Source organism: Aquidulcibacter paucihalophilus (assembly GCA_030285985.1).
Taxonomy (GTDB): Bacteria; Pseudomonadota; Alphaproteobacteria; order Caulobacterales; family Caulobacteraceae; genus Brevundimonas.
The window spans coordinates 616,470-638,097 of sequence record CP127384.1 but is presented as its reverse complement, the minus strand read 5'-3'; the positions used below and the strand labels follow the sequence as shown (position 1 = coordinate 638,097).

Sequence of the window (21,628 nt, the reverse complement as noted above, 5' to 3'; positions counted from 1 at the left end):
CCGGTCAGATGTTCTGGCGATCCGTCGCATCCAGTTGAGTTTGATGTTCCGCGTCTTTTCCCGCCTGATCCGTCAGCTTCGTTGCCGCCGCCATCGCTGGCGCCCTGACCGCAAGAGAACGGGCGGGGAGTTCTGCGACCTCTGTGGTGCCAAGCGCAAAGCGGTCTGACCCGCCCGGCCGGCTTTCGAAACACAAAGTTCCAGACTGGCCCGCACCGGCGCTTTCCCGGCATGCGGCGGGTGGGATAAGCATGGCGGGCTGCCGGAGCGACCGGCGGAGGAATCAGACCATGCGCCACGACCGCCTCGCCGTCCTGACCGCCCTGGAGACCCAGGGCGTGGCACCGGTCTTCTACCACCCTGATCCGCAGACCTGCCTGGACGTCATCCGCGCCTGCGCCCGCGGCGGCGCGCCGGTGATCGAGTTCACCAATCGCGGCGACTTTGCCTGCGACCTGTTCGGCGACATCGCGCGCGAGCTGCAGAAGACCGACCCCCACATCATCCTCGGCATCGGCTCGGTGGTCGATGCGGGCACGGCCAGCCTCTACCTCAATCGCGGCGCGCGCTTCGTGGTGAGCCCCTGCCTGGTTCCCGAGGTCGCCCGCGTCTGCAACCGGCGCATGACGGCGTATTTCCCCGGCTGCGGCTCGGTCACCGAGATCGGCCAGGCCCATGAGCTGGGCTGCGACATCGTCAAACTCTTCCCCGGTGCCAGCGTCGGCGGTCCCGATTTCGTCAAGGCAGTCCTGGGACCCATGCCGTGGACGAAGATCATGCCGACGGGCGGCGTTGATCCCGACCCGGCCAGCATCGGCAGGTGGTTCGGTGCCGGCATCGTCGCCGCGGGCATGGGCTCGAAACTGGTCACCGACGCCGCCGTCAAGGCCGGAGACTGGGCCGGCATCGAGGCGAATGTCCGCCAGACGGTGGACGCGATCGCGGCGTTCCGAGCGAAGTAGCCGTCTCCTCCCTGTCGCGCAGCGATGGGGAGGGGGACCATGCGAAGCATGGTGGAGGGGCCTTGGCGGCGTCGCGACCCTTTACCCCTCCACCGCCGTGCCGGCGGCCCCCCTCCCCACGCCTTCGGCGCAGGGAGGAAACTGCACTACAGCCCCAGCGTCGGACTGTTCAGGTCCAGCGCCGTCGCCGGGATCACCACCACGTCCGGATGGGCGGCGCGCAGGGCATCGATGAACATCGGGGCCTGGCCGACCACGACCACATAGGCCTCGTCCGCGCTCACAGCCTGGGCCGCCGCCATCACGCCCTCGGGCGTGGTCGCGGCGATCCGCTGCGGATAGGTCTCGATCTCCGTCAGCGGCAGACCATAGGTGACGGCGTCGGCCAGCACCCCGGCCAGACCCCCGGTCGTCTCCAGCGCGCGCGAGAAGCCGCCGGTGATGAAGGTCTCGCGGTCGGTCACCGTCTGGTCCGTCACCGCCTCGGTCCGGAGCCGGTTGAACTCGGCCAGGACCAGATCGACCACCTCGGCGGCACTCTCGTTCTTGGTCTGGGTCGCGGCGCTCAGCAGGCCGCCGTCGACCCGCGCGCCGAGCGAGGAGTTGGCCCCGTAGGACAGGCCCCGCTTGGCCCGGATCTCCTGGAACAGATGCCCGTTCTGGCCGCCGCCGATGACGCTGTTGACCACCGCCAGCGGATAGTAGCCGGCATCGGCCCGGCGCGGGCCGCGCACGGCCGCCGCCACCGCGGCCTGACCGGCACCCGGCAGGTCGACCACAACGATACGCGGTCCCGGCCGCTCGCCGCCGGCGCGGTTCGTGGCGGACGGTGCCGCGCCTGACGGCCGTTCCCATCCGCCCAGGGTCCGCTCGGCGAAGGCGAAGGCTTCTTCCGGCTCCATCCCGCCGGTGATGATCAGGGCGGCGTTGTCGGGCCGCCACCAGCGGTCATGGAAGCCGTCGATCTGGTCGCGCGTCATGGCCGCCACCGAGTCGGGCGTCCCTGACGAGGGCGCGCCATAGGGGGCGGCGCCGAAGGCCAGCCGGTTCAGCACCAGCGAGGCCAGCGGCCCCGGCTGACGCAGGTTGACCCGCAGGGCATTGACCGCCTGGGTCCGGCTGCGCGCCACCTCCTCCGCGGCGAAGGTCGGGCGCTGCACCACATCTGCGAACACCGCCCCCGCGGCCTCGGCCGAGGCGACGGGCGCCGACAGGAACAGGGTGGTCGAATCCGCCCCGGCCCCGCCGCCGATATTGGCGCCCAGCGCCTCCAGCGTCCGCGCGATCTCGGGTGCCGAGCGGTCGCCCGCCCCCTGGGTGGCCAGTCCGGCGGTCATCGCCGCCAGTCCCGGCTGATCAACGGGATCGCCCGCCGCCCCGCCCGCCATCACCAGCTGGGCATTGAGGATCGGCAGGTCGGTCGACTTCGCCACGATCACCCGCAGGCCGTTCGAGAGGGTCCGCTCGACCACCCGTGGCGTCGCCATCGCCCGCGGCTCGCCCGGCGCGGGCGGGGCCATGCGCTGGTCCTCGGGCAGCAGTTCATTGGCCGCCAGCACCGCCGGCGGCACGGTCAGGAAAGTCGGGACCGGAGCCGGATTGCGCCAGCTCTCCTCCGGCACGCCCTCGGGCCGCGCGCTCTCGTCCTGATAGCGGACCGAGACCCGGGCCTGATCATTCAGATAGGTCCGCGCCACGCGCTGCACGTCTGCCGCCGTCACCGCCTGGATCGCGGCCAGCCCCTCATCGGCGGCACGGGGGTTGTTCTCCGACACGATCGCCTGGCCCAGGATGAAGGCCCGGCCCGAAGAGGTCTCACGCTGGCGCAGTTCGCCGGCGACGATCTCGGTCCTGGCCTCGGCCAGTTCGGCCGCCGTCACCGGCTCGTCCCGCACCCGCGCCAGTTCCGCGTCGAGCGCCGCCTCGACGTCCGCGATCGCCTTGCCCTGGGCGACGACGGCGGTGACGGCGATGACGCCGTCCTCCTCCATTGCATTGCCGCTGAAGCTGGCGTTCGAGGCCAGTTGCGAGCGATAGACCAGCGACTGGTACAGCCGCGAGCTCTCGCCGCGCGACATGATCGCCTGCAGCACGTCCAGCGCCGCATTGTCCGGATGGTTCGCCGCCACGCCGGGGTAGATCACGCCCACCGCCGGCAGCGGCACGTTCGGCGCATAGGACTCGACCCTGCGCGGCGCGGTGCGCGGCGTCTCGACCGGACGCTCGAACACCGGCACCGGACGGTCCGGGTTGCGGATGTCGCCGAAATACTGGTCGACCCAGCGGTCCAGCTGTGCCGGATCGAAATTGCCCGAGACGATCATCGTCGCCGTGGCCGGGCGGTAATAGGCCTCGTGGAAGGCCCGCGCGTCCTCGATCTGCGCCGAGTTCAGCTCCTCGATCGAGCCGATCACGCTGCGGCGGTAGATGCTCTCGTCGAAGCTGTTGTCGCCGATGACGAAGCGCTGCAGCCGGCCGTAGGGCGGGGCGTAGACGCGCTGGCGCAACTCTTCCTGGACGATCGACCGCTCGGCGTCGAACACCGCCTGGTCGACCACCGGCCGCGCCATCCGCTCGGCGTGGGTCCACAGCATGGTCTCGAGATACTGCGGCGGCACCGTCTCATAGTAGTTGGTGAAGTCCTGGCCGGTGGAGGCGTTGCGCGACCCGCCGGCGTTCTCGACCAGGGTCGAGATCTGGCCATAGGGCAGGTTCACCGTCTTGCGGCTGAGGATGTGTTCGAACAGGTGGGCGAAGCCCGAACGCCCCTGCGGATCGTCCTTGCCGCCGACATTGTACCAGAGGGTCACCGTCACCGTGCCCGCCGTGGCGTCCGGCATGGCGTAGACGTCCAGCCCGTTGGCCAGCTCGCGATGGGTGAACTCCAGCGGCGGCACCGAGATCGGCGCCGATGCGGGCGTCTGGGCAAACGCGGGGGTGCAGAGGGCCAGCAATGAGGCCCCCAGAAGCGCGGCGGTGCGGGTCATGTCGGCGGTCCCCAGTCGGTCAGGTCTGAACAGGTCGTTGACCCTATCAGTGACCGATCGCGCCCCAAGTTACGACCCTGTAATGATCGCTTCCACTTCCTCGCGCGTGGGCAGCGAAGGCTGGGCTCCGGGGCGGGTCGCCGCGATGGCCCCCGCCGCGCAGGCGAACCGCAGCGCCGCCTCAGCATCCATGCCTTCCAGCAGGGCCACGCAGATCGCCCCGACGAAACAGTCGCCCGCGCCGGTCGCATCCACGGCCCTGACCCTCGGCGGCGTCGCGCGGGCGATCTCGGTGCCGCGCTGGTACATGACCGCGCCCCGCGCCCCCAGCGTCACCACCACCTTGCCTCCGCCGTGGTGCAGCAGATCGCCGTAGAATTCCGCCTCGGTCTCATTGACCACCAGCAGGTCCGCCCGGCGCAGCAGCTGGTCCGACACCGGTGCAGCCGGGGCCAGGTTGACGCAGACGAACTCGGTCGCCCGTCCCACCGCCGCCTCGACCGTCTCGATCGGCAGCTCCAGTTGCAGGATCAGCGGGGTCTCGATCCGCGCCGGCAGCTGTTCGGGCATGGCGTGATGATTGGCACCGGCCGCCACGACGATCTGGTTCTCGCCCTCGGGATCGACCGCGATCAGGGCCACGCCGGTCGGCGCGGAGGTGTCGGTCAGCACGCCGGCGACATCGACGTCGTCGGCCAGCAGCAGGGCCATGGCCTCCTCGGCCATGCCGTCGCGACCCACCCGGCCGATCATGCAGACCTCGGCGCCCAGCCGCTGCGCCGCCAGCGCCTGGTTGGCACCCTTGCCGCCCGGATGCCGCGCCAGGGTCGCGCCGGTCACGGTCTCGCCCGCGCGCGGCAGACGCGGCGCGGTGGCGACGAAATCCAGATTGATCGAACCGACGACGGTCAGCCTCAAGGCGTCTCTCCCACGTCCGGCAGGACCGGACCGACGCCATTCTATAACCCGCGCGCGGCCCGGTGGGCCACCACGGCGACACCGCCGGCGATCACGCCGGCGGCGGGCCTGTTCGTTCTAGAATTTGCGGCCGATACCGACCGACACGACCAGGGGGTCGAGGTTGACGTCGCTGGTCAGGGCACCGCCGTTGACGGTCGCCTCGGTGTCGAACCACACCTTCTTGACGTCCACATTGAGCGTCCAGGGTCCGGTCAGGGCCACATCCGCCCCGGCCTGCAGGGCGTAGCCGAAGCCGTCCTCCAGATCGACGGTGAAGCCGTTCTGGTCCTTGCCGTCGAAGAACAGCATGTAGTTGATGCCGGCACCGACATAGGGGCTGACGCGCGCCTCGGGGGCGGGACGGTATTGCAGGGTCACCACCGGCGGCAGCACCCAGGTCTCGTGCACGGCGACATCGGTCGCCCCGCCCTGGGCCCGGATCTCATGCTGGGTCGCGCCGAGAATGGCCTCGACCGAGATGTTGTCGGTCAGGAAATAGGTGAAGCCGAGGGTCGGCATGGTGCTGTTGCCGACATCGACGTTCAGGCCCGTGTCCACGCCGCCCGAGGTGAAGATGGAATCATCGGCGCTGCTCGAGACGTCGGTGATCCGGCCGGTGACGATCCAGTCGCCCTTGCGCGCGACTTGCCAGTCGTTGGCGGTCTGGGCCGTGGCGCCGGTCGCGGCGCCGGTCGCCAGCGTCATCACCGCCACTGCGGCCGCCAGCGTCATGTTCCGTTTCATCTTGGTCTTCCACGACGCGGTCCGGACGCGACATGCGGCCGGTGCGGGCGTCACGGATGTCCTGGTCCCGTCTCCCGGCAGCGACCTTGCGTCAGCGCAAACCTCAGCCCCGGGACGCTGCGGCAGATTGTCCGGGCCTTACCGGACGGCCTCGGTGATCAGGGCGAAGATGCCGCCCGCATCGGCCGATACCGCCCAGCGGTGCGGCCGCGCGCCGGCCACGCCCTCGCGGAACTCCACCGCCGTATGGCCGCGCGTCAGATCGCTGTCGGTCTCCACCGCGATCTGGCACGGCTCCAGCTCGAACAGTTCCGGCTTCAGCAGCCAGGCCACCGGGCAGGGATCATGCACCGGTGGCGCGTCCCAGCCGACGATCTTGCGCTCGACCCGCTGCGAGAACCGCATCATCGAGGCCGCGGCGTCCGCCATCGGCGTGCCCGCGCTCTCCAGCGCCGCGATCCGCGCGTCGGTCGCCCGCACCTGATGCGTCGCGTCCAGTCCGAACAGGATCACGTCGCAGCCGGTCGCCAGCACCTCGGCCGCCGCGTCCGGATCGGCCCAGATGTTGAACTCGGCCGAGGCGGTGATGTTGCCGCCCTCCGCGCGTGCCCCGCCCATGACCGCCACCGGCCCCAGCCGCCCGGCCAGCGCCGGCTCCTTGCGCAGGGCCAGCGCCAGATTTGTCAGCGGCCCCAGCACCGCCAGCGCCACCGACTTTGCGGGCCGCGCCATCACCAGATCGATGATCGCATCCGCCGCATGCCCGTCCGCGCACGGCGCGCCGGGCTCGAACGGTGCCATATCGCCCAGCCCCTCGGCCCCGTGGAACTCCCCCGCCCCCGCCGGCTCGCGCCGCAGCGGCCGGTCGGCCCCCATGAACACCGGCACATCCTCGCGTCCGGCGATCTGCCTCAGGATCCGCGCATTCCGCGCCGTCTTCACCACCGGCACATTTCCGCCCACGGCGGTGACAGCCAGAAGGTCGAACGCCGCGGAGCCGAAGGCGAGCATGAGCGCCACGGCGTCATCCACGCCGGGATCACAGTCGATGATGAGGGCTTGTTGGGTCACGGAGTCAGGTTTGGAGCGGGTCGCGGGGTTAGGCAACCACATGCAAGGTGATTGGTGGTTGGTGGTTGGTGGCTGGTTGGGGCAGGGCCCGGACTGCGCCCTTCGTCCGCCGTGAGGGAGGCAGGAATGACCAATCACCAACCACCAATCACCAATCACCCCATCAGCGGCACCGCGCCACGCACGCCGCCGCCAGCACCTCGGCGGAATCCACCAGCGGCACGGACACGTCCTCCGCCGACAGCAGCAGGGGCACCTCGGTGCAGCCCGCGATCACCGCCTCGGCACCGCCCGCGACCAGCAGGGCCGCCAGACGGCGCATCTCGGCGCGCGGGCCCTCGCCGACATCGCCCCGCTTCACCGCATAGACGCAGGCCATGAAGGCCTCGCGTGCCGCGCCGCTCAGGCGCACGATCTTGGCCCCCTTGCCCTGCAGCGCCTTGGTGTAGAGCGCCTCGCCACCCGGCGTGGCCAGGACGCCGATCTTCTTGGCCCCGCCCGCCGTCGCCGCCTCGGTCGTCTCGGCGATCATGTCGATGAAGGGCAGGCCCACCTTCCGGATTCCCGCCGACTGGGCGTGGGCCGTGTTGCAGGGCATGGCCAGCACCTGGGCCCCGGCGTCGCGCAGACGCATGGCCATCTGGCCCAGGGTCTGCTCGGCGGCGTCGGGCGCGCGGTTGCGGTCCGGCACATGCGGATTGATGTCGGCGATGATGCGGATGTGGTCCTGATCACCGGCGGCCGGCGTCAGCGCCTGCACCCGGCCCAGAAACGCCACGGTCGCGGCCGGACCCATGCCGCCCAGAACGCCCAATACCTTGCCCATTGTACCCTTGAACTCCTCGCCGCCTTCGCGAGGCGGTCAATCAGCCGCCCTTATGCGCGAAAACCATCCGTGAACGCCATGCCGTCGGAAACGCGGCGTGTGGCAAGACGTCTTGCGGCCATGGAGGACCGTCGGGCCCGGCCCGGAACGGCCCGGCGTCGAGGCGATCGCGGATTGAGCGGCGCGATAGCATGCCGGCCTTCTAACGCGCGGCCTTCCGCTGTAGGCCTTGGCCCATGAGCGTTGTCGCGGCCTATCTCTATCAGAACGGCAAGCGGGTCCGGCGCGTGACCATCCGCGAGCGCATCGACTGTCCCGAGGACAAGTCGCAGTTCGTATGGATCGGCCTTGTCGATCCGACCCTCAAGGAACTTCAGACACTCCAGCACAGCTACGGTCTCCACCCGCTTGCAGTCGAAGACGCCGCCAAGGGCGAGCAGCTGCCCAAGCTGGATGTCTTCGGCGACCAGATCTTCGTGGTGGCCCGGACGGCCTGGCTGGAGGAGGGCTCCATCCGCTACGGCGAGACCGCCATCTTCGTCGGCCACAGCCACATCATCAGTGTCCGCCGCACCTCAAGCCGCGGCCATGCCGACCTGCGGACCCAGCTCGAATCGTCGCCGACGCTGCTCAGCCACGGCGTCGACTATGTCCTCCACGCGATCCTCGACTTCATCGTCGACGGTTATCTGCCGCTGGGCGAGGCCCTTGAGGACGAGGTGCTGGCCATGGAGCAGCGGGCGGTAGACAATTTCCTCGCCCGCAACGAGGTCCGCCGCATCTTCGAGATTCGCCGCCAGCTGATCCGCTTCCAGCGCATCCTCGCGCCGACGGGTGAGGTGGTGGCCAAGCTGAGCCGCCTGGACCTGCCCGGGATCGACCCCGAGGCGCGCCCCTATTTCAGCGACGTGCTCGATCATGTGCGGCGGGTCCAGGGGATGGTCGACGGCCTGCGCGACGTGCTCGGCTCCGTGTTCGAGTTCAGCAGCCTGCTGGAGCAGCAGCGCACCGGGGTCATCACCCGCCAGCTCGCCTCCTGGGCCGCCATCCTCGCCGTCCCCACCGCGGTCGCCGGCATCTACGGCATGAATTTCACCCACATGCCCGAGCTGGACAGCGTCTGGGGCTATCCGGCCGTCCTGCTGCTGATCGCCGCGACCTGCACGGGGCTGTACATCCGGTTCAAGCGGACGCGCTGGCTTTAGGCCTGCAGCGCGCCCTCGATCTCGCCCTGATAGCCGAACAGCCCCTGCGCCCCACCGGTGTGCAGGAAGACGATCGTCTCGTTTTCGAACCGGCCCGCCTTCGCCAGGGCGATCAGCCCCTTCATCGCCTTGCCCGTATAGACCGGGTCCAGCACGATCGCGTCGGTCCGCGCCGCCAGCACGAGGGCGTCGATCACCGCCTGGTCGACCAGCCCGTAGCCCTCGCCGACATAGTCGCAGTCGGCGACCACCATCTCCGGCGTCACCGCCCCCGGCCGCCCCAGCAGCGACGCCGTCTCGCGGGCCAGCTTCAGGACGTTCTCTTCCTGCTTCGCCTTCGGTGCCCGCACCCCGATGCCCAGCACCGGGATGTCCGCCCCCATCACCGCCAGCCCGGCGACCAGACCCGCATGGGTCCCGGCGCTGCCCGTGGCGGTGATGATCCGGTCGATCTGCATGTCCAGCTCATCGGCCTGGACCACGATCTCGCGCGCGCAGTCGACATAGCCGAGCGCCCCGACCGGGTTCGAGCCGCCGCCGGGAATGATATAGGGCCGGCCGCCCCGCGCCCGCACCTCGGCCGCCGTCTTCTCCAACTCGGCCGGCATGTCGCTGCCACCCGGCACGGTGCGGATGCCCGCTCCGAACAGCCGGTCCATCAGGACGTTGCCGTTGCGGGTGTAGTCGATCGCCTTCGACCCGGTCCGCTCTTCCAGAATGACCTCGCAGGCCAGACCATGCGCCGCCGCCGCAGCCGCCGTCTGGCGCACATGGTTCGACTGCACCGCGCCCTGGGTCACCAGTGTATCCGCCCCGCATTCGAAGGCATCGCCCAGCAGGAACTCCAGCTTGCGCGTCTTGTTGCCCCCGCCGGCCAGCCCCGTGCAGTCGTCGCGCTTGATCCAGATCTCCACCCCCAGCGCCTCGCTCAGCCGCGGCAGCGGCTCCAGCGGCGTCGGCAGATGGGCGAGGCGAATGCGGGGAAAGCGGGCGAGATGCATGGGCGGGGCTCCGGATGAACCGCCCCCGTTACCATCCCCTCGCCCATCCGGCGAACGTCCGAAGGCTTTCCGGAACCGAATTCATCGATCACCGTTAACTGATCGGACCTTGCGGCGATGCGCGCTCGACAGGGTCCACTGCGGCCCGGCCCTGCCAACGCCCCCCCGACGCAGGCCGGGCCGCGCCTTTATGCCCCTCCCGGCCCCGCTTGCCGACTCAGGCCGCGCGGCCCGATGCTGTGCCCATGGCCGATTCGCCCGCCAACCCCGCCATAAGGCTGCGCAGCCGCCCCGCCACCGAGGCCCTCATCGTCGAGGCCGGCGAGCGCATCCTGCTGCGTGACGGCTTCCCCGGCCTCAATGTCCAGACCCTGGCCGCCGAGGCCGGTTGCGACCGGAAGCTGGTCTATCGCTATTTCGACGGCACCGACGGCGTGGTCGCCCGCATCGCCGCCCGTGCCCATGCCGAACTGGTCCGCACCCTCGACGCCACGCCCCCGGCCGGCTCCGAAACCCTGCGCGCCTTCGCCCGCGAAAGCCTGTCGGCCTGGCTCGGCGCCCTGCGCGCCAGCCCCCTGACCCTGCGCCTCATGGCCTGGGCCCTGGTCGAGGCCTCGCCCCTGCTCAACCGCATCGAGGCCGAGCGCGCCGCCGTGCTCCAGGCCTGGATGCGCGAGCGCCGGCCCCGCCTGCGCCTGCCGCCGTCCGGCGACGCCGTGGCCATCAACGCCGTCCTGCTCGCCGCCGTCCAGCATCTCGCCCTCACCGGCGAGGCCCGCCCCGGCTCCGGCGGGGTGGCGCTCGACGCCGCCGGCTGGGCCCGGATCGAGGGCGCCCTCGACGCCCTCCTCGCCGCCTTCCCGGATTGACCATGATGTGTGCGTTGCAATATTTTACTTGTGCACCGCAACATCGAGCGTAGCTTCCCGGGTGGCGATGGACCGGACTCACCCGGAAACCGCCGGAGAACTGGAAATCGATGAACGGCGAACCCTTGTTCGCCACGCCCTCATCGGCCCCTTCCGACCTCAGCCAAAAATCCTCCACACCCTCGCCTGACGGCAAGAGTGCGCGATTCTGGCCGCTGGCCCTCGGGTCCGTAGGCGTGGTCTATGGCGACATCGGCACATCGCCGCTGTACGCCTTCCGCGAAGCTCTGGGACAGGCGTCCCGCGACGGTGTCACCGCCGAGGGGGCGCTGGGCGTCACCTCCCTGGCGCTCTGGGCCCTGATCCTCGTGGTCACGGTCAAATACGTCATCTTCCTCACCCGGCTCAGCAACCATGGCGAAGGCGGCGTCCTGTCGCTGATGGCCCTCGCCCAGCGCGCCGTCGGCCGCCGCACGCTGCTGATCTTCGTACTCGGCGTCTCCGGCGCGGCCCTGTTCTACGGCGACGCCATCATCACCCCGGCCATATCGGTGCTGTCGGCGGTCGAGGGGCTGAAGTCGGTGCCCGGCGTCGGGGGCTTCGTCAGCCCCGCCTTCATCCTGATCGCCGCGGGCGTGATCCTGGCCGGCCTGTTCGCCGTCCAGTCGCGCGGCACCGCCCGCGTCTCGGCCTGGTTCGGGCCTCTCTGTGTGGTCTGGTTCGCGGTGCTGGCGGTGCTGGGGATCAGCCACATCATCCACCAACCGGGCGTCTTCGCCGCCCTCAGCCCGACCTACGCCATCAGCTTCCTGGCCAACCATGGCACGGCGGGTCTGTTCGTGCTCGGCTCGGTCTTCCTGACCGTCACCGGGGCAGAGGCCCTGTATGCCGACATGGGCCATTTCGGTCGCAAGCCGATCGTCGCCGCCTGGCTTTGGCTGGTCCTGCCCTGTCTGGCCCTCAACTACCTCGGTCAGGGGGCCATGGCGCTGCAGGCCGTGGCCTCCGCGAACGGGGCCCGTGTCGAGAACGCCGACTGGTTCTTCACCATGGCCCCCGAGGCCCTGCGTGCGCCGGTCGTGATCCTCGCCACCCTGGCCACGATCGTCGCCTCCCAGGCGGTGATCACCGGTGCCTTCTCCCTCACCAGCCAGGCCATGCAGCTCGGCCTCCTGCCCCGCATGAAGATCGACCGCACCTCCGAGCACGAGGCCGGACAGATCTACATCGGCAGGGTCAACTGGGCCCTGCTCGTCGGGGTGGTCGCCCTGGTTGCGATCTTCAAATCCTCGGCCGGACTGGCCCACGCCTACGGACTGGCGGTCACCGGCACCATGGTGGTCACCACGGCCCTGGCCTTCATCGTCGTGCGCCACAAACTGGGATGGTCGCTGTGGAAGGCGTCGCTGGTGATCGTGCCCATGATGGTCATCGACCTCGTCTTCCTTGGAGCCAATGCGCTCAAGCTGTTCTCGGGCGGTTTCGTGCCCCTGATGCTCGGGGCCGGGCTGTTTCTGGTCATGGCCACCTGGGTGCGCGGCGCCGGGCTGGTCCGCGCCCGCTCGGCCGGCGAGGCCCTGCCCCTGACCGACGTCGTCGCCATGCTGGCACAGCGCCCGCCGCACCGCGCCGCCGGCACGGCCATCTTCCTGGCCGCCGACAACACCGAGGCCCCCGCGGCCCTGATGCACAATCTCAAGCACAACCACATCCTGCACCAGGTCAATGTGGTGCTGAGCGTGCACACGGCTGACCGGCCCCATGTCGCCGACGCCGACCGCCTCGCCTTCGAGGATCTCGGCCACGGCTTCTGGAGGGCCACGGCGACCTTCGGCTATATGGAACAGCCCTCGATCCCGCGCATCCTCAGCCTGGCGCGCAAGGGCGGTTTCAAGGTCGACATCAACGCCACCAGCTTCTTCCTCGGCAAGCGGACGGTGGTCCGGTCGGTCAAGTCTCCGATGCCCCCCTGGCAGGCGAAGCTGTTCATCCTGCTGGCCCGCAACGCCTCGGCGGCCTCGGACGTCTATCGCCTGCCGCCGGGCCGGGTTGTCGAGATGGGAGCCCAGGTCACCGTCTAGCCCGTTGAACCGCATCCCCCGGAGGCGTATGCCTTGATCCGTTCTCCGGGGGGTCGCAGGTCAGCGGCTGAGATTGGCGTATTCGCCTGACCCGTCGAACCTGATCCGGGTCATGCCGGCGAAGGGATGAGTACGCTTCTGGTCCATGCCAATGGACCACCGCGCCCGACGTCGGCGGACTCTCTGAAACCAGAGGCCGCCATGAACATCTCCGTCACGCCCCCCGCCCTGCCCGAAGAGCCCAATGTGGATCTGGCTCTGAAAGACGCCCGCGAGCAGGTGATGAAGGAGACCGGCACCATCCCGACCGGCGAACGCGCCGGGTCGCGCAAGGTCTATGTCGCCGGCGAGCTCTACCCCGACATCCGCGTCCCCTTCCGCGAGGTCGCCGTCCACCCCTCGGCCAACGAGCCGCCGGTGACCATTTATGACTCCTCGGGCCCCTACACCGACCCGACCGTCACCATCGACATCAAGCGCGGCCTGCCCCTGGTCAAATCCAGCTGGCAGCTCGACCGCGGCGACATCGCCCCCGTCCTGAACCCGCGCGAGGTCAAGCCGGAAGACAACGGCCACGCCTCCGGCAAGAACCTCGCCCCCCGCTTCGACGTCTCGAACCACAAGGTGTTCAAGGGCGTCGAGGGCCGTCCGGTCACCCAGTACGAATATGCTCGTCAGGGGGTGATCACGCCAGAAATGGAGTACGTCGCCGTCCGCGAGAACCTGCGCCGCGAGCAGAACGCCCCCTGCATCCGCGACGGCGAGGATTTCGGCGCCAGCATCCCCGACTTCGTCACGCCCGAGTTCGTGCGTCAGGAAATCGCCCGCGGCCGCGCCATCATCCCGCACAACATCAACCACCCCGAAGTCGAGCCGATGATCATCGGCCGCAACTTCCTGGTGAAGATCAACGCCAACATCGGCAACTCGGCCGTCCTGTCCAGCGTGGACGACGAGGTCGACAAACTGGTCTGGGCCACCCGCTGGGGCGCCGACAATGTCATGGACCTGTCGACCGGCCGCAACATCCACAACATCCGCGACTGGATCATCCGCAACTCGAGCGTCCCCATCGGCACCGTGCCGATCTACCAGGCGCTGGAGAAGGTCAACGGCGTCGCCGAGGACCTGACCTGGGAGGTGTTCCGCGACACCCTGATCGAACAGGCCGAACAGGGCGTCGACTATTTCACCATCCACGCCGGCGTCCGCCTGCCGTTCGTGCCGATGACCGCCAAACGCGTCACCGGCATCGTCTCACGCGGCGGCTCCATCATGGCGAAATGGTGCCTGTCGCATCACCGCGAGAGCTTCCTCTATGAGCATTTCGAGGACATCTGCGACATCATGCGGGCCTATGACGTGTCGTTCAGCCTCGGCGACGGCCTGCGCCCCGGCTCTATCGCCGACGCCAATGACGAGGCCCAGTTCGCCGAACTGCGCACCCTCGGCGAGCTGACCAAGATCGCCTGGGCCAAGGGCTGCCAGGTCATGATCGAAGGCCCCGGCCACGTGCCGATGCACAAGATCAAGGCGAACATGGATGAGCAGCTGAAACACTGCCACGAGGCGCCCTTCTATACGCTCGGGCCCCTGACCACCGACATCGCCCCCGGCTACGACCACATCACCAGCGCCATCGGCGCGGCCATGATCGGCTGGTTCGGCACGGCCATGCTCTGCTACGTCACGCCGAAGGAGCATCTCGGCCTGCCCGACCGTCAGGACGTCAAGGACGGCGTCATCACCTACAAGATCGCCGCCCACGCCGCCGACCTGGCCAAGGGCCACCCCGCCGCGCGGATGCACGACGACGCCCTCAGCCGGGCTCGGTTCGAGTTCCGCTGGGAAGACCAGTTCAACCTCGGCCTCGACCCCGAAACCGCCCGCAAATACCACGACGCCACCCTGCCCAAGGAGGCCCACAAGACGGCGCACTTCTGCAGTATGTGCGGCCCGAAATTCTGCTCGATGAAGATCAGCCAGGACATCCGCCGGGATGCCCAGGCGCAGAACGACGCGGGCGGTTCACTGGCCGAGGCCGAGGCCGGGATGGCGGAGATGAGCGCGAAGTTCAGGGCCGGGGGCGGGGTGGTGGAGGTGAAGGTGTGAGGGCTAAGCGCGCAAGACGAGGGCAACTTACACCCTAGTTGCGCGCTCCGATCTGCGGAGGGACGGCTGCAAATAGCTCCGCTAAGCTCTGCACCTCCTCAGCTTGACGCCGCATCTCGGCCAACACGGTAGGGTGGGGTAACTCAGATATCTCTTGAAGGATGCGGCGCGCCTTGTTGACATCCCCGTCTTGTAAGGCCGACGAGAATAGTTCGAGGTAGTGAGCATAACTGTCGTACGCCTGTCGTCGAATACGAGCGAGATCGTCGGCGAATAGTTTGAACAGTTTGATCGTATACTCAGCTCTTATTGCGGACCTCGTACCTACTTCAATAGGAAGGAATACACCGGTTTCTAAATCGAGTTTGATGTAGTCGAGCGGGTCTTCGCTTCGGATGTCTATAGGTACGGCTTGGCCTACCGGAGGGGCGACGTTGCGATCCCACGATCTGTCAAATTCTATAACGTCCAATCCGTTGCCGAACACAGCATACTTGTCGCCCTTTGCATCCTGATTGCAAATAGCGCACGCAAATACGTAGTTGTCCCACGAAAAACAGAACTGGGGGTAGTGTCTCTTTGGTTTCACATGGTCGATATCTCGATATCGATCCCGTTCGCAATAGAAACATGCTCGACCTGGCGGCGATACAGACCCCAGCTTTGACCTAATGTCGTCGAAAGCGGCCTTTGGGGTCTTTTTCTTAAAGAGCCTGCCAGCCTCCGCAATCTGCTCGTCGCGGGTCAACTTGGCGGCAACTTGAGCAGCCAGATTCCTGAGCGAGTCTTCAGCCCCTTTCGAGAGGGCATCGGGGCGATATCTGAGCATGCTATGCTTTCAATCGCCCCGCTTCTGCGGGAAAAGTGGCCCTGAGATGCGCCTGCTCACGCTTCTCCTCCTCGGTCAGGCCGTGATCGATCGCCCTGAGATTCAACTCGGCAAGACGTTCGACCATTCGCCCGCCCACCGGAGACCGGGTAACACCTTCTCCAAAGAGCTCTGTTCCATACGCATCGAGGACGTCGCCAAAAATTAGCTGCTCGAGTTCCGTTCCCTCAATTCTCCGCGCGAGGTCGTCTGAACCTGGGGCAGGCAACTTCCAGACACCGCCAGTGATCACCCCGTCGTCGTTGGCTACCGCTCGACAAACAATTGGAGAGTGCGTTGTGACAATGAATTGGATGTTGGGAAAACAGCGCGTCAGCCATCGTCCAATATCGCGCTGCCAAGTCGGATGCAGATGCGCGTCAACTTCATCAATGGCAACAACTCCGGGAAGCATTATCTGGCGCGAATTCAACTCTAGAGCACGGAACACTTTAGCATGTCCAAACAGCTCGAACATCTGCCTCAGTATTTCTAATGTAAGGCTGAGTGCAGACCTATATCCGTCGCTCAGTTGATCTATTGAAACCAGATTGCCGTTTCCATCCAATATCAAAACAGCATCATCGGAGATGAATTCTATCTTTGCGTCATGGGGTAGAAACTTGCTATCGTTGATAAATGTGAGCACTCCATTGAGGATATCGCCCGCCGTGGAGGGCGTGTTGCTCTTCTCGTCTTGAAGTGACTTTACAAACAGAGAGGAGAGCCATGACAACGCCTCTGTCAGAGCAACATCCTCGCCAAGCGCTGTTAGGTGAGGGGCTAAGCGCTTGTTGGAGACGAAAAGGCGATCGTAAATTCTGTCGCCGCCAGTGAACCGTCTAAATGGCCCGAAGGACGCGCTGAACCATCCGTCGCCCGTACCCCAGATCGTCCGAGGTGTTCCTTCGCCTTTAAACGATAGGTCAGCTGCTCGCGCGTAAGACAACTCACTCCGCTCAATAACTACTTCGGGAGTGATGGGTCGCTTCGGAACGGCCCCCTGCTTTGAAAATCCGTCGAAATCAAAATCTGCGCTTATTGTGCCGCTGATCCTCGCACTATTTTTGTTGTAGCCGATCCATCTATTGAAATCTTGGCGAGATGCGTATGCTTCTCGCTCTCCCATCATCATGAGAGCAAAGGATCTGATTACGGAGGACTTTCCTGACCCATTCGTTCCAAGAATTACATGCCAGCCGGCCTCCTCACCCTTCTCGAATTCCATCTCAAACTCCGAGATGGAGCGAACGTTTTCTATGGTGAAGCGCCTCAGGTACATGCGCGGAGTTCCTTCGACCAAGCGATCAGACGTTGACCGACGTCGGCCACTTGCAGGGTAGATAGGTCATCTCGGCGTAGCAATCGGCTGGACCGATATTCACTTCATGGCACGCAAAACTCCCATTGAGCGGGTCGTTTTTTTGGCCGCAAGGCACTCGCCGATGCATGATCGGCTCACAATGGTGAGCATCACCCCTCCCCCGCCATCCCCCGCAACGCCTCCTCAAACACCCCCGCCGGCTGCCCGCCCGAGATCAGCCACTTCCCCTCCACCACCACGGCGGGCACGCCGTTGATGCCGCGCGAGACCCACAGCGCCTCCGCCGCCCGCACCTCGGCCGCATAGAGGCCGCCTGACAGCACCTCGACCGCCTTCGCCCGGTCCAGCCCCGCCGCCGCCGCCGCGTCGGCCAGAACCCCGGCGTCCGTCATCGTCCGGCCCTCGGTGAAATGGGCCGTGAACAGCGCCGCCTTCAGCGCCCTCTGTTCCGCCGCCCCCACCGTCCCCGCCCAGTGCAGCAGCCGGTGGGCGTCGAAGGTGTTCCAGATGCGGCTGTCCGGCCCCATCCGCATCTCGAACCCCGGCCAGGCCTCGGCCGCCCGCTCGGTGATCATGGCCCGGTTGGCCGCCGACTGTTCGGGGGTCGAGCCGTATTTGCGGCCGATGTGTTCGACGATGTTCTCGCCCTCGGGCGGCATCTGCGGGTTCAGCTCGAACGGCTGGAAATGCACCTCGGCCGTGATCCCCTCGGCCTTGAGCTTGTCCAGCGCCGCCTCCAGCCCGCCCAGCCCCACCACGCACCAGGGGCAGACGATGTCGGAGACGAAGTCGATGTGCAGGGCTTTGGGCATGGGGGACCATAGCATTCCTCCCCCATCGGGGGAGGGGGACCGCGTCTTCGCGGTGGAGGGGGCCGGCGGCGGGCACGGCGTTGGACATCCGGCCCGCCCTCAGCCCCCTCCGTCACGGCGCGAAGGTGCGCCGCGCCACCTCCCCCGATGGGGGAGGACTTTTCGGGTCACAGCGTTCGCGCTAAACTTGTCTCATGTATCCGTCGAAATCCACCATCGCGCGTGCACGCAAGCTCCGGCGGACCCTCACCCTGCCAGAGGTCATCCTGTGGCAGGCGATACGGCGGCAGCGGCTCGGCGTCCGGTTCCGGCGACAGCATCCGGTCGGCCCATACATCCTGGACTTCTATTGCGAGGAAGCCCGGCTGGCGGTCGAGGTCGATGGCGTAATCCACGAGCACCCCGACCGCATACGGCACGACGCTCGACGGACAGCATGGCTGAACCAGCGCGGCATCACCGTCTTCCGGATCGCCGCCCGCGACATACTGGGCAATCTCGAGGGTGTGCTGGTCAGCCTGAAGGCGCGCGCTTGCCCCCTCCAAACAGTGTCTTCCCGCCCCGTATAATCTCGCCCCTTCCACCCCCCGATCGTACCGAGTCAGGCCCCTTGCGCCGCCCTTTCCGGACCCCAGCTAGGATCAGAGGCGAAGCGGGCCCGAATCCCCGCCCCGCCCGGGTCTTTGACAGTCCAACTCCCCCCGACGCGCCGCCGCGACAGGCCGTCGTCCGCCCTGAAAAATGCGCCGCGGGCCGCCTGCATTTTTTCCACCGCCGGCGTGTCCTTTGACCCCTTGCGCGGGCCCCGCCAACGGGGCCAGCCTCGCGGGCATGACCGCCTCCTTCACCGGCTTCGACCCCGCCGACCTGGCCTTCCTCTCCGGCCTGGCCGTGCACAACGACCGCGACTGGTTCGCGGCCAATCGCGCCGTCTATGACGCGCGGCTCAAGCCCGCGCTCGGGGCCCTGATCGCCGACGCCTCGACCGCCTGCGCCCGGCGCGGCCTGCCGCTGGGCGGCGATCCGGCGAAGAGCCAGTTCCGCATCCATCGCGACGTCCGCTTTTCGAAGAACAAACAGCCGTACAAGACCCACCTCTCGGCGGTTCTGACCCGCGACGGGCTGAAGATGTCGCCCGGCATGGCCTATATCCACATCGAGCCGGAGGGCGGCTCGCGCGTCACCGCCGACACCTTCGACTATGACTCGATCGACCCGCTGGACCCCTCGACCCATCCGGCGGCCCGGCTGTCGGCGCCCGAGCCTGAAGCGCCCGCCGCCGCCATCCCCGACATCGAGGACGCCCATGGCCGCGGCGCCTATGTCTCCGCCGGCTTCTTCCTCTACGACCGCAAGAACAGCGACAAGGTCCGCCGCGCCATCGCCGCCGACCCCGAGGACTGGCTGGCCGTCGAGGCGCATCTGGCGGCGCGCGGCCTGCGCCTCGCCCCCGGCATGGCCGTCAAACGGATGCCCAAGGGGTTTGACGACCACGCGGGCACGGCGCTGGAGCCGTCGCTGAAACGCCTGCAGTGGTACGCCCGCCGCCCCCTGACCGGCGCCGAGGTCTCAAGCCCGGAATTGCCCGAGGTGCTCGCCGGCTTCGTCGACGACATGAAGCCGCTGCTCGAATTCGGCTGGAAGGCTCTGTACGGCGGCTAGAGCCGCTCGACGCACATCGCCACGCCCATGCCGCCGCCGATGCACAGCGTGGCCAGCCCCCGCTTGGCGCCCCGCCGCTTCATCTCATGCAGCAGGGTCGTCAGGATGCGGGCGCCCGAGGCGCCGATCGGATGGCCGATGGCGATGGCACCTCCGTTGACGTTGACCTTGTCCGGGTCGAGGCCGAGCTCGCGCAGCACGCACAGGCTCTGGGCCGCGAAGGCCTCGTTGGACTCGACCAGATCCAGGTCGGCCACGGTCCAGCCCGCCTTCTCCAGCGCCTTTTTCGACGCCGGGATCGGCCCGGTGCCCATGACCGCCGGATCGACCCCCGCCGTCGCCGAGGAGACGATCCGCGCCAGCGGCTCCAGCCCCCGGGCCTTGGCGTCCGCCGCGCTCATCAGCACCAGCGCCGCCGCCCCGTCATTGAGCCCCGAGGCGTTGGCGGCCGTGACCGAGCCCTCCTTCGTAAAGGCCGGCTTCAGCCCCTGCATGGCCTCCAGCGTCGCGCCGTGGCGGATGAACTCGTCCTTGTCGACGACGACATCCCCCTTGCGGCCCTTGATCGTGACCGGCGCGATCTCGTCATCGAACCGCCCCGCCTTCTGCGCCGCCTCGGCCTTGTTCTGGCTGGCCACGGCGAAGGCGTCCTGATCGGCCCGGCTGATGTGGAAGGTGTCGGCCACGTTCTCGGCCGTCTGGCCCATGTGATAGCCGTTGAAGGCGTCCCACAGGCCGTCGCTGATCATGGTGTCGACCAGTTTGATGTCGCCCATCTTCTGGCCGGTGCGCAGGGCCTGGGCGTGCGGCGCCTGGCTCATGCTCTCCTGGCCGCCGGCGACGACGATGCGGGCGTCGCCCAGGGCGATCTGCTGGGCCCCGATGGCCACGGCGCGCAGGCCCGAGCCGCAGATCTGGTTCAGGCTCCAGGCCGCGGCCTCCTTGGGAATACCCGCCCCCATGGCCGCCTGCCGCGCCGGCCCCTGCCCCGCCGCCGCCTGCAGGACGTGGCCGAGGATCACCTCATCGACCTCTTCCGGCTTCACCCCCGCCCGCTCCAGCGCCGCGCGAATGGCGACCTCGCCCAGCTTCGACGCCGGCAGGCTCGACAGGCCGCCGAGGAAGGAGCCGACCGGCGTGCGCGCGGCGGAGACGATGACGACTTCAATGGACATGCGGTGACCCCTGAAACCGGCCGGGACGGGGGAGCGTCCGGGCCATGGAAAACGAAACCTCTACGCCCTTCCCGGGCATTAGGCCGCGCGAAACTAATCGTGCCGTTTCTGCCGCATCCCGCCGCCTTCGTCACCCATGACCGCGCCGTTCAGTGAATGGTCACCTGCCGCCCGCATGATGCCGGGAACAAACAAGAGCGAGAAAGGCTTGATGGGGCCATGCTCAAGAGATTGAAGAACGTCTTCGTGCAGGTCTGTGTCCCCGATGAGCTGGACATGGCCGAGCATTACCGGACGCCGGCGGAAAAGACCGCCGACCTGATCGTACATGTGGTCGGCCTGACCCTCGCCGCCGTCGGCGGGATCGTCCTGGCCGTGCTGGCCGCGATCTATTCCGGGATCGGAGCCGTGGTGGCCACGGCCGCCTACGCCCTGTGCCTGATCATCATGCTGACGGTCTCGGCCATCTACAACCAGGCCCATCCGGGTGCGGCGCGGCCGCTGCTGCGGCGGATGGACGAGGCGGCCATCTTCCTGATGATCGCCGGCAGCTATACCCCCTTCACCACCCAGAGGTTCGAAGGGGCCTGGTCGATCGGCTTCACCGTCCTGGTCTGGGCGGTCGCGCTGGGCGGCGTGGTGGTCAAGCTGGTCGCGCCGCGCATCTCGGACACCTTCTGGAGCCTCGTCTATCTCGGTTTCAGCTGGCTGGCCCTCGTCGCCGCCAAGCCCCTGATGGACACGGTTCACCCGATCGCCCTCGGCCTGCTGGTGCTGGGCGGACTGATCTATACCGCCGGCGTCTTCGTCTTCATCAGCCCGACGGTGAAGTTCCGCCGCGCCATCTGGCACGGCTTCGTGGTCACCGGCGCCACCGTCCACTGGGCTGCGGTGCTTGTGGGCGTGGTTCTCGCCCCCGCCGCCATGAGCTGATTTGCATGCGGCTTCGCACTGCGGGATAGTGCGGCG

Annotated in this window: 18 protein-coding genes and 1 riboswitch; of the genes, 8 read left to right on the top strand and 10 right to left on the bottom strand. The window is 67.7% G+C overall.

The features are described from left to right. The first annotated feature begins 290 nt into the window (after positions 1–290). Complete coding sequence (locus KB221_03185; protein ID WIY70034.1) at positions 291–962, top strand: bifunctional 4-hydroxy-2-oxoglutarate aldolase/2-dehydro-3-deoxy-phosphogluconate aldolase; 672 nt, start codon at positions 291–293, stop codon at positions 960–962. A 146-nt stretch (positions 963–1,108) separates the two neighbouring features. Here the strand turns inward: KB221_03185 and KB221_03180 are convergent, their stop codons facing one another. The 5 genes from KB221_03180 to KB221_03160 all read right to left on the bottom strand — a co-directional run bounded on the left by KB221_03180 (position 1,109) and on the right by KB221_03160 (position 7,550). Continuing rightward, the gene (locus KB221_03180; protein ID WIY70033.1) at positions 1,109–3,949 is read right to left on the bottom strand and encodes a pitrilysin family protein; all 2,841 of its coding nucleotides are present in this window, start codon (positions 3,947–3,949) and stop codon (positions 1,109–1,111) included. 69 nt (positions 3,950–4,018) lie between these two features. Then, positions 4,019–4,867, bottom strand: a complete 849-nt coding sequence (locus tag KB221_03175) for a ribokinase (GenBank protein ID WIY70032.1) — start codon at positions 4,865–4,867, stop codon at positions 4,019–4,021. A gap of 117 nt (positions 4,868–4,984) precedes the next feature. Beyond that, on the bottom strand, positions 4,985–5,653 hold the full coding sequence (locus KB221_03170) for an OmpW family outer membrane protein (GenBank protein ID WIY70031.1): 669 nt from the start codon (positions 5,651–5,653) through the stop codon (positions 4,985–4,987). Between the two features lie 138 nt (positions 5,654–5,791). Beyond that, the gene (locus tag KB221_03165) at positions 5,792–6,724 is read right to left on the bottom strand and encodes a nucleoside hydrolase (GenBank protein ID WIY70030.1); all 933 of its coding nucleotides are present in this window, start codon (positions 6,722–6,724) and stop codon (positions 5,792–5,794) included. A 163-nt stretch (positions 6,725–6,887) separates the two neighbouring features. Next, positions 6,888–7,550 (bottom strand): amino acid racemase, encoded by a 663-nt coding sequence (locus KB221_03160; protein WIY70029.1) that lies wholly within the window; start codon positions 7,548–7,550, stop codon positions 6,888–6,890. A gap of 236 nt (positions 7,551–7,786) precedes the next feature. On the opposite strand from KB221_03160, the gene KB221_03155 reads away from it, so the two are divergent. Then, a complete protein-coding gene (locus tag KB221_03155) occupies positions 7,787–8,755 on the top strand; it encodes a magnesium and cobalt transport protein CorA (GenBank protein ID WIY70028.1) in 969 nt (322 codons plus the stop codon). Here KB221_03155 and KB221_03150 read toward each other — a convergent pair. After that, entirely contained in the window at positions 8,752–9,756 is a 1,005-nt protein-coding gene (locus tag KB221_03150; protein WIY70027.1) for a D-cysteine desulfhydrase, read from the bottom strand. The two genes, KB221_03155 and KB221_03150, sit on opposite strands and share 4 nt — an antisense overlap. Positions 9,757–10,001: 245 nt before the next feature. On the opposite strand from KB221_03150, the gene KB221_03145 reads away from it, so the two are divergent. From KB221_03145 to thiC, 3 genes are all read left to right on the top strand, one after another. Then, positions 10,002–10,625: a TetR/AcrR family transcriptional regulator gene (locus tag KB221_03145; GenBank protein WIY70026.1), complete on the top strand. Its 624-nt coding sequence runs from the start codon at positions 10,002–10,004 to the stop codon at positions 10,623–10,625. 110 nt (positions 10,626–10,735) lie between these two features. Then, on the top strand, positions 10,736–12,706 hold the full coding sequence (locus KB221_03140; GenBank protein WIY70025.1) for a potassium transporter Kup: 1,971 nt from the start codon (positions 10,736–10,738) through the stop codon (positions 12,704–12,706). 36 nt (positions 12,707–12,742) lie between these two features. Further along, a riboswitch (TPP riboswitch) is annotated at positions 12,743–12,851 on the top strand. A gap of 137 nt (positions 12,852–12,988) precedes the next feature. Next, the gene (gene thiC, locus KB221_03135) at positions 12,989–14,818 is read left to right on the top strand and encodes a phosphomethylpyrimidine synthase ThiC (GenBank protein WIY70856.1); all 1,830 of its coding nucleotides are present in this window, start codon (positions 12,989–12,991) and stop codon (positions 14,816–14,818) included. A 34-nt stretch (positions 14,819–14,852) separates the two neighbouring features. On the opposite strand, the gene KB221_03130 is transcribed toward thiC, so the two are convergent. The 3 genes from KB221_03130 to KB221_03120 form a co-directional block, all read right to left on the bottom strand. Beyond that, on the bottom strand, positions 14,853–15,647 hold the full coding sequence (locus KB221_03130; GenBank protein WIY70024.1) for a hypothetical protein: 795 nt from the start codon (positions 15,645–15,647) through the stop codon (positions 14,853–14,855). Between the two features lies 1 nt (position 15,648). Continuing rightward, the gene (locus KB221_03125) at positions 15,649–16,914 is read right to left on the bottom strand and encodes an ATP-binding protein (GenBank protein WIY70023.1); all 1,266 of its coding nucleotides are present in this window, start codon (positions 16,912–16,914) and stop codon (positions 15,649–15,651) included. A gap of 245 nt (positions 16,915–17,159) precedes the next feature. Beyond that, positions 17,160–17,822 (bottom strand): DsbA family oxidoreductase, encoded by a 663-nt coding sequence (locus KB221_03120; protein WIY70022.1) that lies wholly within the window; start codon positions 17,820–17,822, stop codon positions 17,160–17,162. A gap of 194 nt (positions 17,823–18,016) precedes the next feature. On the opposite strand from KB221_03120, the gene KB221_03115 reads away from it, so the two are divergent. Both KB221_03115 and KB221_03110 read left to right on the top strand, forming a co-directional pair. Beyond that, on the top strand, positions 18,017–18,391 hold the full coding sequence (locus KB221_03115; protein WIY70021.1) for an endonuclease domain-containing protein: 375 nt from the start codon (positions 18,017–18,019) through the stop codon (positions 18,389–18,391). Between the two features lie 262 nt (positions 18,392–18,653). Then, the gene (locus tag KB221_03110; GenBank protein WIY70020.1) at positions 18,654–19,484 is read left to right on the top strand and encodes a DUF2461 domain-containing protein; all 831 of its coding nucleotides are present in this window, start codon (positions 18,654–18,656) and stop codon (positions 19,482–19,484) included. On the opposite strand, the gene KB221_03105 is transcribed toward KB221_03110, so the two are convergent. After that, positions 19,481–20,659, bottom strand: a complete 1,179-nt coding sequence (locus KB221_03105; protein WIY70019.1) for an acetyl-CoA C-acetyltransferase — start codon at positions 20,657–20,659, stop codon at positions 19,481–19,483. The two genes, KB221_03110 and KB221_03105, sit on opposite strands and share 4 nt — an antisense overlap. Before the next feature lie 219 nt (positions 20,660–20,878). On the opposite strand from KB221_03105, the gene KB221_03100 reads away from it, so the two are divergent. Beyond that, entirely contained in the window at positions 20,879–21,592 is a 714-nt protein-coding gene (locus KB221_03100; GenBank protein ID WIY70018.1) for a hemolysin III family protein, read from the top strand. Positions 21,593–21,628 lie beyond the last annotated feature (36 nt).